Source organism: Fibrobacter sp. UWH9 (assembly GCF_900129715.1).
In the GTDB taxonomy this organism is placed as follows: domain Bacteria; phylum Fibrobacterota; class Fibrobacteria; order Fibrobacterales; family Fibrobacteraceae; genus Fibrobacter.
The window spans coordinates 17,778-32,419 of record NZ_FQWP01000003.1; the positions used below are offsets into that span (position 1 = coordinate 17,778).

Consider the following 14,642-nt stretch of genomic DNA (forward strand, 5'->3'; position numbering starts at 1 on the left):
CTATTCGCAAAAAATTATTGTAGTATCTTAGTTAGCTTCTTGGTGGCCGGACGTTCCACCAATATATGCATTGCTGCAGATACGAGAATGCAAACGATAAATGAAATGGCGAAGTTTAAAAATCCGTTGTTGATTCCGGTCAGTTCCTGGAACTTGAAAACGGGAATCCAACAGAAGGATTGGGCCAGAAAAAAGGCGTAGGAAATCTTGCAGGCAAACTGCAGAATTTTTGAATTTTCAAGTGCTTCTGACTTGACTCCGGAAAGGCTCCACAACATCGCTGCAAATGCAGGCAAAGCAATAAAATCAAAGAGCATATAGTTTCCGGGAATTCCGATTTTTAATGCGGCGGTTACCGCCACGGCATAAAGTAAAAATTCTGCTGCAAAGAATTTCCACTGCTGCAAAAATCTAAACTTGTCTGCAATAGCGTCGTTGCGTAAAGAACAGAGCATGACGCCGATGGTAAATTCAAGGCCTCTGTAGAAGGGGTTTTCGTAAATAGAAGCGGTGTGGTAGAAATGAACGATGACGGGTGCCCAGCACAGGGCCACACCGCAGAATGCGATAATCAAAATTTTTGCACGGGAGCTGATTTGCTTGGCCACTTCCTGCATCAAGGGGAATAGCAAGTAACATATCAAAAGGCACGAAATGAACCAGGTCCCGTCATTATGAGAAACCGTGAAAATGGAAGAGAACGTGGATTGAAGCCCTAGGATTTCTACGGGAGCGAGAATCAGGTTTTCTTTTAGGGATTCCTGCCCTAGAGTTACAATGAAGAGCAAGGCGAAAAAGTAGTAGAGCGGTAAAATACCGATGGCCCTTTTGAAGTAGAATTTTTTTAGGGTTGTTACCTGCATTAAGTTCGTCTGACTATGGGTCAGGTGCAGAACAAAACCAGAGAGCATAAAGAACCCTGTCATGAAAACAGCGCCCATTTGAATCACGCTGTCGGCGGGACCGAAATCGCACTTCAGGAAAAGCTGTGCGTGAAAAAGGAACACGATAAAAACTGCAAGGACTCTAAAGATGTCCAGGCCTACAATACGTTTTTTGGGCATGCCCTAAATATAATCTTTTACTTAACGTTGAAGTACTCGATTTCGGGATGGCTGATGTACAGGCCGCTGACAGATGCCTGCGGGTACATGGCGCCATTTTCGGTGAGGCTGATGCCTACGCTGTCGAAATCGATGAGCTTTGCCACGTTGAAGATTTCCTTGATGTTGGGCAGTACTGGGTAGCCAACGGCGGGGCGGATGCCCTTCCAGTTGTTGTTTGCGTCCAGCTGATTGCTCAGGTATTGGGCGCCTGCTTCGGCCAAGCGGTCTGCCACAGTCTGCATCAAGAGCACATCGTAATCGCTGCCACCCTGTTCCGCCTTCAGTTTTTCAAGACGCTTTACGAAAGTGTCGCTGACGGTAACGGCAAAGGCGCCCACGATATCGCGGAAAATCTTGTCGCCCAGAACGCTACTGAACACGCTGGCGGTCTTGGCGTCGGCGGGGGCCACATAGTCGCAGAGGGCAAGGCAGGTGCCTTCGGGATTCTGCTGACGTGCGGTGGTGACTTCAACCAGGTCGGCTGCGGTGCCGGTGCGTCCGGTGTTGAACTGGACGGTGCTATCGGTACCGGCGGCTGGGTAGAATGCCTGAACGGCTCGCAGGGCGTATTCGGGCTTGCTGATTTCTGCCAGCAGTTTTTCGGCGTCGGCCTTCAGCTTGATTGCTTCTTCGCAATCCGGCTTTACCTTCCAGGTGTAGAAGAAGTATTCCCAGCTGATCAGCGGGATGACCTTTTCCAAGGCGATAGGCGGCAACTTGCTTTCGCCCATGAAGGGGGGCTGTACCGGCTGATATTTTTCCCAGTCGCACTTGTAGCGGCGTTCCACCGGAGTGGATTCTGCAGCGGCCATGGCTTCTTCGGCAGCAGAGATGATGCCAGCCTGCTTGTCGCGAATGCGCTGCTGTTCCTTGCGGTTTTCTTCGATGGTTTCTGCGCTGGTGGAGGGATCCAGAAGTTTCTGGGCCAGGCCCGGATTGCTTGCGGCATCGCGGACGTGGAATACGGGGCCATCGTAGCAGGGTGCGATTTTTACTGCGGTGTGGGTAGGCGAAGTGGTGGCACCGCCAACGATAATGGGAATGCGGAGTCCCGCTTCCTGCATCTTGGTGGCCACGGTACACATTTCTTCAAGAGACGGAGTAATCAGACCGGAAAGGCTGACGATATCCGCCTTATGTTCAATTGCCGCGTTGACAATCACATCTTCGGGAACCATCACGCCCAAGTCCACCATGTCAAAGCCGTTACAGGCCATGATTACGGAGACGATGTTCTTGCCGATGTCATGGACGTCGCCCTTGACGGTGGCGATGACGATCTTGCCTCGAGAGGCGGCGCCTTCTTCCTTGCCGGCCTCGATGTAGGGCTGCAGAATTTCAACGGCCTTCTTCATGGTACGGGCTGTCTTTACCACCTGGGGCAAGAACATCTTTCCTTCACCGAAGAGGCGGCCCACTTCGTTCATGCCGTCCATCAAAGGACCCGAAATAATGTTCACCGGGCTGTCGCCACGGTTAATCAGTTCCATCAGATCCGGCTGCAAGGTGGTGGAAGTTCCCTTCAGGAGGGCTTCCTGCAAACGCTGTTCCGGAGTGGTCTGCACTGCGGCGACATCGGCACCCGCGCTTTCAGAACTAGCGGCGTTCGCGGCTCCGGCGCTTACGGCAAAAATAGCCTTGGGGTCATATTTGGCGCCACTTTCCTTGGCGGCCATCTGGGCGGCAGTCATGCGGCTTGCAATTTCGATCAGCTCTTCGCTGGATTCCGGATAGGTATTCAGCAGAACTTCGGTAATGGCCATGCGCAATTCCAGCGGGATGGTCTTGTAGTCTACGGCGGCGGCCGGATTCATGATGGCCATGCCCATGCCGTTGGGAGTTGCCAAATGCAGGAACGTAGAATGCATGGCTTCGCGGAGGTAGTTGTTTCCGCGGAAGGCAAAACTCAAGTTAGAAAGACCGCCAGAAATGCGGACTCCAGGCAGGTTGTCGATAATCCAGCGGCAAGCGCGGATAAAGTCATGGGCGTAGGCGTTGTGTTCCGCCATGCCTGTTGCTACCGTCAAGACGTTGGGGTCGAAAATAATGTCAGAGGGATCGAAACCGCACTTCTCGGTAATGAGCTTATAGGCGCGGGAAGCAATCGCTACACGGCGATCGTAATTGGTGGCCTGTCCTTCTTCGTCAAAGAGCATCACGATAACGGCGGCACCCAAGCGCTTCACCGTCATGGCGTGTTCGATAAAAGCTTCTTCGCCCATCTTCAGGGAGATGGAGTTCACGATGCACTTGCCCTGGGCGCACTTCAAACCTTCTTCGATGACTTCAAAGCGGGAACTGTCCACCATGATGGGCACGCGGCTAATGGCCGGGTCGGAAGCCAGCAAGTTCAGGAAAGTTCGCATTTCCTGCTTGGCATCCAGAAGGCCATCGTCCATGTTCACGTCAACAACCTGGGCGCCGTCTTCTACCTGCTTGCGGGCGATGTCCAGAGCTTCTTCGTAATTCTTTTCGTTGATCAGTCGCAGGAACTTCTTGGAACCTGCCACATTGCAACGTTCACCCACGGGGACGAAATCTTCGGAATTGCAGTTGTCGGCGCCATTGCTGGGGCGTACCTGATTGACCAACAGCGGTTCCAAACCGGCCAGGCGCAGCAGCGGGGAAGTTGCGAATTTCGGTGCGGGTTTGCGACGTTCGTAATCGGCAGGCAGGGCATCCAGCATCTTGCGCATGGCGGCAATATGTTCGGGAGTAGTTCCGCAGCAACCGCCGATCATGTTCACCAGATGTTCGTCCATGTAAGGCGTCATGAGACGCACCATGTCTTCGGGGGTATCGTCATAACCGCCGAACTGGTTGGGGAGTCCTGCGTTGGGGTGGCAGCTCAAATAACAGGGAGCCACCTTTCCCATGCGACGCAAATAGGGAATCATGCCGTCGGCACCCAGGCCGCAGTTCAAGCCGATGCTCAAAGGCTTTGCATGCATGACGCTAATGGCGAATGCTTCTACAGTCTGGCCAGAAAGGGTTCTGCCCGAAGCGTCGCTCACCGTCATGGAAAGCATCACTTCTACCGGGCGGGGCGTTTCACCCTTGGCGATGGCTGCGGCTTCCATGGCTTCCTTGGCCTTGCTGTAAGCGCTCAAGGCGGCCTTTGCGTTCAAAGTATCGAAAATCGTTTCGATGAGAATGGCGTCGACGCCCTCTTCCAAGAGAACTTGAATTTGTTCTAAATAGGCGTCTTCCAGTTCATCGAAAGTAATGGAGCGGCTGGCGGGATCGTTCACGTCGTCGCTCATAGAAAGCATCTTGCTGGTAGGGCCCACGTCGCCTGCGATATACACCTGACGGCCATATTTTGCCATGGCCTCGTCGGCGGCCTGCCTAGCGATCTTTACGGAAGCGCGGTTCATTTCGGCGATACGATGTTCCTGATGGTATTCGTGCTGGCTCACTCTCTGGCTAGAGAATGTATTGGTGGTCAGCACGTCCACGCCGGCGTCTACATAGCGGCGCTGGATATCAAGAATGACGTCGGGGCGTTCAATGCTCAACATATCGTTGTTGGCGCCCTTGATGCCGTAGGTCTGAATGACGGAACCCATGCCCCCGTCCAGGAGCATCATTCTACTTTCAAATGCTTCACGTAAAGTCATAATTGGAATTTTAGAAAAAAGGTGCCGCTAATCCACTACTCTATAGGCATTGCCAATTACGAAAACTGAAAATAAATGATTTGTTATTGATAAAAACTATAACGTGAAATAGAAAATCCCTTTTATATAATGTACGTCGGGCAAAGAACTGCTAACTATTATTTGAAACGCGGTCTTTGTCGCAAGCAATCACGCGAAAAAGGCAGTGTAAACCACCGTTTTTTCACCAAATCCACTGCCTTTTTTGCAAAAGATCATCGCAGGCCGCCCCTTTCGCCTCTGCGTAAGCCTCAATTTGGCTGTCCAACCCGCCATTTCCTCTGTTTAGACCGCCACTTTCATCGTTAAACCCGCCGCTTTCGCAAGCAAATTCGCGAAAAGGCAGTGTAAACCACCGTTTTTCGCCGAATCCACCGCCTTTTTCGCAAAAGATCGTCGCAGGCCGCCCCTTTCACTGCCTTTGGAATAATTTCCACCGCCAGCGGGCTGTGTAAAATGGCGTCCGATTGCTGATTTGTTGACCGCGCTCACAGTTTGCTCTTGAATGGAGATGTTCCGGCCCCCTTTGAGGCGTTTTTATCCATGAGGAATCCCATTCTTTTTTTTAAAATTTGCGGTTTTTCGCCTGAAAACGCCAATTTTGTATCAAAACTTATATTTTTGTGACAAAAATCACGATTGGCTTGGACAAAACGTCCACGGCAAATTCGCGAAATATCTATTTTTTAAAACGTCCAAAGTCTATCTTATTAGTGTAAAGATTTGGATAATTAATATGGTTACTTTTTCTGACATAGCGGACTACCGCGAATTCCTGAAAGCCTTCTATGATCGTAAAAAGGCAGAGATGCCTTTCTACAGCTATCGCATGATGGGTGACAAGCTGGGCCTCGATTCCAGCTACCTGTACAGGGTGCTTCAGAAGAAGCAGCACCTGCCTGCCCGTGCGCTGCCTGCCGCGAAGGAAATGCTTGAACTGTCTGGCCGCGAAGCCGAGTACTTCGACCTGCTGTTCTCTGCCTCCGTTACCAAGGACAAGGGTCAGCGCGAAGAACTGATGGCCAAGGCCCTGTCTCTCAGGGACGTGAACCGTCATAGCCTGCAGGCCGCCGAACTTAAACTGCTTGAGAACTGGTGGATTCCCGCCGTCCGTGCCTACCTGGAACTGAATGGTGGCGTGGTGAACATCAAGCAGATCGCCCATGACATCTGCCCACCCATTTCCGAGGCCCAGGTGCAAGAGGCAATCGATACTCTGCTGGAAGTGGGTCTGGTAAAGAAGATGGCTTCCGGTAAACTTGCGCTTACAGACGCCCATTTGACCGCTGGCGGACCCGAAAAGAAGGCCGCAGTTCGCAAATTCCAGCGTCAGGTGCTGTCTTTAGCCAGCGATGCGCTTGATAACGTTCCTGTGGACGAAAGAAATATTTCTACACTTACATTGTCTGTCGACCAGTCCTGCTTTGAGGATCTGGGGGACATGCTCCGTGAATTCCGTCGCCTGGTTCAGAAGCGCGTGGATGGCGCCAAGAATCCGGATCGGGTAATGCAACTCTCGATGGCGTTCTACCCGGTTGCCCGAAAGGGCGGGGTTGGCACCGTAGATGAAGCGGAGGGCGTAAAAAGGGAGACAAAATGAAAAAGTGGGTGTGGCATTTAACTTTAGCTGCAGCAAGCGCATTCAGTGCGCTTTTTGTCGCATGTTCTAGCGACAGCGTGGGTGACACTGCCGGTTCTTCGTTTGAAACGGAGAACTCTGTTGCCATGACTGTACGCCAGGCTGACGGCTCTCCTGCAGCTCGCACTAAGGTGATGGTGCGACCGAGTCATTTCTTGGCTGGTTCCAGCTCTCGTTATGTCAATAGTCTTGAAGAGTCTGATTCTGCCGCCGGTATCTGGAATAAGGAGACCGACGACCAGGGCCGGTTGAGCCTGCCCAGGATGAAGGCCGGCGAGTATCTTGTCGAAGCTCGTGGTAGCTCCGATAAGGCTTTGGACCGTATTGTCGTTAAGGATAGCGTTTGCGATACCTTGTCCATGGTTCTCAAGAAGACTACTTCTATGAGCGGTCAGGTATTGATTCCCGAGGGAAACAAGTCTACCTACGTGGGTATCCGCGGTCTTGATTACGTTGTGCAGACGGATTCTCTGGGCAACTTCGAATTCAAGTCCCTGCCCGAAGGATCCTTTGACGCTGTGGGCTTTATCTATTACACCAGCGAATACGTGAATGTCAACGGCCAGCTTGAAGTTTACGACAACTTCCAGACCATCGGCTTTGTTCCCGTGACTGTGGTGTCTGAAAAGTCCAAGGATGGCGTGGTTATCGGAACCCGTCCTCAGGTTGAAACTCCCGATACGCTTCCTGCCGATACAACGGCGAAGGATTCCGTAGACGAAGATACCGTAGAGGTTTACCCCTATGTGCTGCTGGATGATTTCGACGATGGCACCTACCGCTGGTACACTTCTGTATCCAGGAATGCGACTATCGAGCTGGATGCTGTGGAAGAAGCCAAGTTCGGTCTGGTAGCTCATATGAGCTGTCACAAGGATTCCAACTTGGTGTGGTCCATGATGGGGCACAACTTCGCCGAATTCCATGACTTCTCGGAACTTGATTCCGTTGTGTTCTGGGCTCGCGGCGAAAATCCGGATAACGATTCCATGTGGGTCAGCTTCTCCTTCGATGTTCACGTAGACAACAGCACCGCAGATAGCGTGCTTGGTTACGAGACCGGCAAGGCTTGGGGCCATAAGAGAATTACCGACAGGTGGACTCGTATTGTGATTACCGTAGACGATCTGGATCCTGCAAGCGAAAGCAAGATTGGCGGAAACGTCGGTTGGGACGCTGTCAAGGATCATGTGAACAGTCTTGGTATCTTTGCCGCCCGCCGTGGCGACGAAGGCGAATACGAACTCTGGGTCGATGACGTGGAAATCTATGGCGTAAAGGGTTTAACGCCCTAAGGTCCGTTAGGCTTTATATGAAAAAAAGCTCGTCGCAAAAGCGACGGGCTTTTTTCTTTAGTTTGCCGCTCACGTTGACAAAATGTCAATGAAATCCCTTTTTCGGTGTGAAAAATTTTCTTCTGCCGGAAATATCTTTAGAAATGAAAAGATAAGGCTGGGTGTATTTAAGGCCTTAGGGAGTTTAGCATGAAGCTTTTAAAGAAAGTGGTTGGCGCCACCTTTGCCGCAGGTCTTGCAACCTTCGGCCTGGCCTACAATCCGATTTCAACTTACCATTATCTGGCTGACCCGGGTGCCGCCGCCGATGATGAATATTTCTACATCATCACCGATTCCGATGACCCGGCTCCCTATAATTCCGATGGTTATAAGATTTATGCTCTTTACGGCTTCCGCAGTAAGGACATGCAGAACTGGACTGATTTCGGTATTATCTATGATGCCCGTCAAATCAACGGCATCGGTGATATTTGGGCTTCCGGTATTGCTTCCGATCCCAAGACTGGTAAACTTTATATTGTGTTCCCCGATGGCGGTGGCGGCGGTATTGGCTACATCAAGGCTGATAGCATCGCCGGTCCGTGGAGCAACGCTGTGGGCGGTGGCAAGGACAAGCTGGTTGCCGGTTGGGGAAAGGGCCATATTGACTGTGATGGCGTTTCCTGGTGCTTTGACCCGGGTATCTTCATCGATGACGATGGTACTACCTATGTGACATGGGGTGGTGGCGAAAGCACTAGTCGTCCGAACACAGATAACTTTGACGTCGTAAAGCTGAATGATGCCAAGGATGCTCCGGTGGGTACCGGCTCTCACGTGAAGGTGAACGGCCTGTCTACCCGCAAGATGCTGGAAGCTTCCTACATCCATAAGCATGAAGGTAAGTATTACTTCTCCTACAGTACTGGCTGGCAGCAGGGTGCTCCCACTATTGACTATGGTATTGGTGATAGCCCCACGGGCCCCTTTACCTGGAAGGGTACCATCCTTGGCGATCCCAGCATGAATGGCAAGAGCATTAACGGCAATAACAACCACCACGGTATCGCCGAATTCAAGGGCCATTCCTATGTGGTTTACCATGATCGCCGTATTGCCAAGGGCCACGATGGTCTGGAAATTATCCCTGCCGATGATGGCATGCCTAAGCCTAACGAAGGTTACCACCGTAGCGTTTCTGTAGACGAAATGTTCTATAACGCCGATGGTACCATTAAGCAGGTGGTTTGCACTAACGAAGGTCCGGAACAGATTGAAAACTTTGACCCGTACGATTGGTATCCGGCTCTGACTAGCTCCAAGCAGAGAGGCGTCCGTAGCCGTTCCCTGTGGGCTCCGGGTAAGGTATCTGGTAGCCTTCTGTTGCCTCTTTCTACCAAGGAATCCTGGATTCGCGTTTCTGGTGTAGACTTCGGTACTGCAGCAACTGGCTTTATCGTTGAAGCGGGTAGTGTTGCCGATGGGAACACCATTGAAATCCGCAAGGGTTCTGCAACTGGCACCTTGGCTGGTACTTGCGAACTGAAGAATACTGGTTCCAAGACGACCTATGCCGAAAACAAGTGCGAAGTTGAAGGCCTCTCCGGTATTGTGGATCAGCTGTTCCTGGTGTTCAAGGGTGCCAAGGATTCTACCATGGCTATCAAGGCCTGGGGCTTCGAAGGTAGCGGAACTACTGAACCCACGCCGCAGTCACCTTATGGCGGCACCGCCTGGGCTATCCCCGGTGTGATCCAGATGGAGGACTTTGACGTTCCCGGTGTTGGCCGCGGTAGCGATTTGAAGTCCTACTATGACAAGGATTCCGAAAACCACTCCTGCACCGATGCCGGCAAGGAAGCGGAATGCTCCGACTACCGTGACGGTACTGGCGTAGATATCTATAAGAAGGCTGGCGGTAAGCTGATTGTGGGTTACATCAACGAAGGCGAATGGCTGGAATATACGGTGAACGTTGCTGAAACTGGCACTTATACCATGTATGCCGCTGTTGCTTCTGATGGTGGTTCCAGCTTCAAGCTTTCTATCGATGGCAAGGATATTACAGAAGATATCGCTGTTCCCGCCAACAAGAAGAGCGAAGAATCTGCCCAGAACTTTGACGATTACAGCAAGGTTAGCGCCAATGTGAACCTGACCAAGGGCGAGCACATCCTGCGCTTTACCGCCACTGCAGACTGGTTCGACATCGACTTCATCAACTTCGTTGCTGGCGCCGATGCACCGGATGACGTGGAACTTGATCCTACTTCCATTAAGTCTATCCGTATGAACGTGACCTCTTCCAGAAGCTTCCAGGTGTTCGATGTAAACGGTCAGAAGATGGCTACCATCGATGCCAAGGACCTGTCTTCTGCAACGGCCCAGTGGAAAAATTCTGCCAAGGGTGTCCAGGGCATCTTCATGATCCGTGGTACCAATGGTGAAAAGTCCATGATCCGTGTGGTTCGCTAAAACGCAGAAAATCGTTGAATTTAGGCGAAAATCGTCAAAAGATACCATAAACGCATCCAAAAAAGCCTCCAGAATTTGCCTGGGGGCTTTTTGTCTATGGACAATTTGTCCATGGAAAGAGGGTGTCCATAGTGGATATATGCTCCGAAATGGAATAGTTTAAGTTGCATAGGGCGAGTGGTGTCGCTCTTCATACATGGAGTATGGGATATGTGGAATAGAAATTGCTCTTGCGTAGGCAAGATTGCGTCTTTGTTTGGCATCCTGGGCTTTTTTGCCGGTAGCGCCTTGGCTTCGACTGTTACTGTCGATGCAAATACTGAATATCAGGTAATTCGTGGTTTTGGTGGCATGGTCCACAATGAATGGCAGGGCGGTAAAGGTCTCTCCGATGCCGATGCTAAGCTTGCCTTTGGTACCGGTGATGGCCAAATTGGCTTGAATACCCTCCGTATTCCGGTTTACGGAAATTCTAACAGTTTTAACAAGGATGTTGCCGCCGCCAAGTCCGCCAAGAAGTATGCCGGCAATGACTTCATTCTCTATGCAACCCCCTGGACTTCCAACTATGCAGGTGCCGGTCAGCACATCGCCTCCAGCAACTACCAGAAGTATGTTGACCATCTGAATAGCTTTGCAGAATACATGATCAACCAGGGTGTTCCCCTGTACGCCCTTTCCATCAGCAACGAACCGGACTGGTGCGGCGAATGGGCCTGCTGGTCTGCTGACGAAATTTACAACTTTACCAGAGATTACGCCGCCAAGATGCGTAAGCATGGCACCAAGGTGATTTCTACGGAATCCTTTGCCTATGCCAAGGGCATGTACGACAAGGTTCTGAAGGATGATAATGTTCTGAAGAACTGGGACATTCTTGGCGCCCACTTCTACGCTAGTGAAGCCTATACCGCAGATTCCTGGTTCCAGTACTCTCTCGCTGACCAGAAAAATGTGGAACGCTGGATGACGGAACACTATACCGAAAGCCAGGGCAGCGGCAACTATTGGCGTAAGATTATGAATACCGGTGACCAGGCAAATCAGAACAAGAAGGACACCGTCCGCGCTATGGACGTGGCCTACGATATTCATCGTGCCTTGGCTATTGGTAACTTCAATCAGTACACCTGGTGGTACATCCGTCGTTGCTATGGCCTGATCATGGAAACGGATTTTAGCAATAAGCTTTCCATTCCTTCCAACGAAGTGGGCAAGGTTTCCAAGCGCGGCTACATCATGAGCCAGTTTGCCCGATTCATCCGTCCGGGTGCAGTTCGTGTGGGTGCTACCCTGAAGCCCGAAACTGACGTTCATGCTTCCGCTTACAAGAGCGCCAATGGCGATAGCGTCATCGTGGTTCTCCTTAATCGTGATGCCAGGAACGCAAAGACTGTTACGGTCAACATAAAGGGTGCTGATGTCAAGACCGTTCGCGCCTACATGACCAGCGAAAACAAGAATGCGGAATACCTGGATGAATATGATGTGGTTAACGGTTCCGTGACCATCAAGATGGAATCCGGTTCCTCCAACAAGGACTGCATTGTGACCCTGGTTGGTGCTGCCGCCTTTGCTCCTCCTACTCCCCGTGAACCGTTCAAGGGTGAAGCCCTCGCCATCCCGGGCAAGATCCAGGCCGAAGACTTTGATATCCCGGGTACGGGTAACGCCAACAAGACTTTCTATGATACCGATTCCGAAAACCATTCTTGCTCGGATACCGATGTTTCTGAATGTTCTGATTACCGCAAAGACACCGGCGTCGATATCTACAAGAAGTCCTTTGGCAACGTGGTCGGCTACAACCGCAATGGTGAATGGCTTGAATACACCGTGAAGGTGGCCAAGTCCGGTGATTACACCATGTTCGCCTATGTGGCTTCCAACAACGGTACTGCAAGTTTCCAGCTCTTGATGGATGGCAAGGCTATTACCGATACCATCGTCGCTCCGGCAACTACTTCTAGCGAAGGCAATTTTGACTCCTTTGACAAGATCCAGAGAAATGTAACCCTTACCGAAGGTGAACATATCCTTCGCTTCCAGGTGACCTCCGACTGGCTGGATGTAGACTACTTCACCTTCGTCGAAGGCAAGGACGCAACTGACCCGGAACCGGTTGTGGATCCCGAAGATCCTGAAGATACGACTAGTATTGTCAAGGTCCGTTTTGACGTGGCTGGCGAACAGAACTACTCCGTGTTCGATATGAACGGTAATTTGATGGGTTCCTTCAAGTCTGAATCTGTGGATCTGCAGAACAAGACTGCTGACCTTGTAAAGGCAAAGGGTTCCTATCTGGTGAAGTCCGTCTCTGGTTCTGCTGTAGTGAACGTAACTAAGTAAGATTCATAAAAACTTCCATAAACCAAACCAAAACCAAAAAGGGGCGTCCTGGGAAACTGGGATGTCCCTTTTTTTAAAATATGACGTTTTTTGGACATATAATCCATATTTTACGTGTAGAAATTTTGCTTTTTATTCCATTAAAGAATAGTTTATAGTGTGATAAATTGTACGAGGAGTGTTATGAATACAATTAAGTCTAAATTTATGAAGGCGGCGCTGGGTGTATTGGCTGTTGCCGGTTGTGCTTTTGCTGCACCCAATCCGAATTTCCATATTTATATTGCCTATGGCCAGTCCAATATGTCGGGTAACGGTGAAATCGTTCCGTCTGTGGATCAGGCTCAGGAACCCAAGAACTTTATTATGCTGGCTTCTCACACGGCAAATGCCAGCAGCCGTACTGGTTCCACAACCCAGTCTATCAAGACCGGAGAATGGTATCCGGCAATTCCCCCCATGTTCCACTCGTTTGAACAGCTTTCCCCCGCTGACTACTTTGGCCGCGCCATGGTGGACTCCCTGCCGGGTGTGACCGTGGGTATTATTCCTGTGGCTATCGGTGCTGTCAGTATCCGCGCATTTGACAAGGATCAGTATCAGGCTTATTTTGACGGCGATGGTAAGGACATTAAGTCTTGGGGCTGGCCCAAGGATTACGACAACAATCCTCCGGGACGTATTCTGGAACTTGCCAAGAAGGCCAAGGAAGTGGGTGTCATCAAGGGTTTCATCTTCCATCAGGGTGAATCTGACGGTACTGATGATAACTGGCGTAAGACTGTTTACAAGACCTACAAGGACATTATCGACGCTCTCGATCTGGACGAAAACGAAGTTCCTTTCGTGGCTGGTGAATTGCTCCAGGAAGGTAACAACTGCTGTTCCAGCAAGAACGGCGGCATTGCTCTGCTGAAGAACAACTTCAAGAAGTTTGGTTTGGCATCTTCCAAGGGCTTGAAGGGTAACGGCAAGGATGTTTACCATTTCGGACGCGAAGGTGTCATTGAACTGGGCAAGCGTTACTGCTCCGAAATGCTGAAGCTGATCGACAAGACTATTGACCCCAACGCACCCGCCGTGGATCTGGTTGACCCCAGCAAGTCTACAGTGGCTGATGAACCCCCTGAAGAATATGGCCCCTATGCAGATCCTATTGAAATTCCGGGTAAGCTTCAGGCCGAAAACTACAACAAGGGCGGCGCCGGAAAAGCTTACTATGACTTGAGCAAGGGCAACGAAGGTGGCAAGCTCCGTAAGGATGACGTGGATATTTACCAGCCGGATAAGGGTATGGCTATCGGTCATTGCCAGAAGGGCGAATGGCTCAAGTATACCGTGAACGTGGCTGCTGATGGTGAATACGAAATTTCTGCAAGAATCGCTGGCGAAAACAGCACTGGTAGCTTTGTCCTCTACATGGATGAAAAGCAGATCGGTACTGAAATGGTCAACGAGGGCTTGGGCTTTAGCGAAGAAAGCTACACGACTGTGAAGGGCGGCTCCACAACTCTCACCGCTGGTGAACATGAGCTGAAACTGGAAATCACCAACGACTGGATTGACATCGACTATGTGGAATTTGTCAAGGTGGGCGGTTCTGAAGAAGATCCCACGGCAATCCGTTTGGGTGTGAAGTCCAATCAGCAGGTGGATATGTCCAAGGCCCAGTACTTCGATATGCAGGGCAATCGCGTAAGCAAGTCTGCTACCAAGAAGCAGGGCGTTTACCTGGTCAGTGTCCCCGGCGAAAAGAACTTCATTATGCGAGTTGAAAAATAACACCAAGGAAGATTTATGGGCGCTCACGAAATTTCCATCGTAAAACAGATTGTTGTCTGCGGCATTGTAGCAGTAGCGCTTGGTCTGATTTACGGATAAAACGAAATTTTGGTGGTTAGAGGGGAAAGGGTCCGTTCGCGGACCCTTTCTTTTTTTTTGATGCATCACACCCTCTCCCCGCAAAGCAGTACCTATAGAAAACAGTCAGACGTTTATAACGTCCCCCTCATTGATAAAATGTTTTGGTGAGGAGTGAAAAAGACGTTCCTTTTATGCAATAACGTTCTAATCTGCTTTCACGTGGCCGGGCGGGAAAGGGGTGCGGGGGAGAGGGCTGACGGCCTTCGTAACTCTG

8 protein-coding genes are annotated in these 14,642 nt (G+C 50.8%); 5 read left to right on the plus strand and 3 right to left on the minus strand.

Annotation, left to right across the window (positions count from 1 at the left end; genetic code table 11):
* Positions 1-14: 14 nt before the first annotated feature.
* The 3 genes from BUB94_RS03470 to BUB94_RS03480 form a co-directional block, all read right to left on the minus strand.
* Positions 15-1,064, minus strand: a complete 1,050-nt coding sequence (locus BUB94_RS03470) for an acyltransferase family protein (protein ID WP_073161131.1) — start codon at positions 1,062-1,064, stop codon at positions 15-17.
* Positions 1,065-1,081: 17 nt separating this feature from the next.
* Positions 1,082-4,726 (minus strand): methionine synthase, encoded by a 3,645-nt coding sequence (gene metH / locus BUB94_RS03475; protein WP_073234281.1) that lies wholly within the window; start codon positions 4,724-4,726, stop codon positions 1,082-1,084.
* Between the two features lie 324 nt (positions 4,727-5,050).
* Entirely contained in the window at positions 5,051-5,257 is a 207-nt protein-coding gene (locus BUB94_RS03480) for a hypothetical protein (protein WP_073234284.1), read from the minus strand.
* Positions 5,258-5,501: 244 nt separating this feature from the next.
* Here BUB94_RS03480 and BUB94_RS03485 point away from each other — a divergent pair, with 244 nt between their 5' ends.
* The 5 genes from BUB94_RS03485 to BUB94_RS03505 all read left to right on the plus strand — a co-directional run bounded on the left by BUB94_RS03485 (position 5,502) and on the right by BUB94_RS03505 (position 14,287).
* Positions 5,502-6,365: a DUF4423 domain-containing protein gene (locus BUB94_RS03485; RefSeq protein ID WP_073161128.1), complete on the plus strand. Its 864-nt coding sequence runs from the start codon at positions 5,502-5,504 to the stop codon at positions 6,363-6,365.
* Positions 6,362-7,699: a hypothetical protein gene (locus BUB94_RS03490; RefSeq protein ID WP_073234286.1), complete on the plus strand. Its 1,338-nt coding sequence runs from the start codon at positions 6,362-6,364 to the stop codon at positions 7,697-7,699. Before BUB94_RS03485 ends, BUB94_RS03490 begins: the two co-directional genes overlap by 4 nt.
* Before the next feature lie 189 nt (positions 7,700-7,888).
* On the plus strand, positions 7,889-10,156 hold the full coding sequence (locus BUB94_RS03495; RefSeq protein ID WP_073234288.1) for a carbohydrate-binding protein: 2,268 nt from the start codon (positions 7,889-7,891) through the stop codon (positions 10,154-10,156).
* Between the two features lie 210 nt (positions 10,157-10,366).
* Positions 10,367-12,505 carry a carbohydrate-binding protein gene (locus tag BUB94_RS03500; protein WP_073234291.1) on the plus strand — a complete coding sequence of 713 codons (2,139 nt, stop codon included), beginning with the start codon at positions 10,367-10,369 and terminating at the stop codon, positions 12,503-12,505.
* A gap of 183 nt (positions 12,506-12,688) precedes the next feature.
* Positions 12,689-14,287 carry a sialate O-acetylesterase gene (locus BUB94_RS03505; RefSeq protein ID WP_073234294.1) on the plus strand — a complete coding sequence of 533 codons (1,599 nt, stop codon included), beginning with the start codon at positions 12,689-12,691 and terminating at the stop codon, positions 14,285-14,287.
* The last annotated feature ends 355 nt before the right edge of the window (positions 14,288-14,642 follow it).

Excerpts from the sequence above, each read along its gene's own strand:
- BUB94_RS03495 (WP_073234288.1), top strand. The coding sequence starts at position 7,889 with ATGAAGCTTTTAAAGAAAGTGGTTGGCGCCACCTTTGCCGCAGGTCTT.
- BUB94_RS03500 (WP_073234291.1), top strand. The coding sequence starts at position 10,367 with ATGTGGAATAGAAATTGCTCTTGCGTAGGCAAGATTGCGTCTTTGTTT.
- metH (WP_073234281.1), bottom strand. The coding sequence starts at position 4,726 with ATGACTTTACGTGAAGCATTTGAAAGTAGAATGATGCTCCTGGACGGG.
- BUB94_RS03470 (WP_073161131.1), bottom strand. The coding sequence starts at position 1,064 with ATGCCCAAAAAACGTATTGTAGGCCTGGACATCTTTAGAGTCCTTGCA.
- BUB94_RS03485 (WP_073161128.1), top strand. The coding sequence starts at position 5,502 with ATGGTTACTTTTTCTGACATAGCGGACTACCGCGAATTCCTGAAAGCC.
- BUB94_RS03490 (WP_073234286.1), top strand. The coding sequence starts at position 6,362 with ATGAAAAAGTGGGTGTGGCATTTAACTTTAGCTGCAGCAAGCGCATTC.
- BUB94_RS03505 (WP_073234294.1), top strand. The coding sequence starts at position 12,689 with ATGAATACAATTAAGTCTAAATTTATGAAGGCGGCGCTGGGTGTATTG.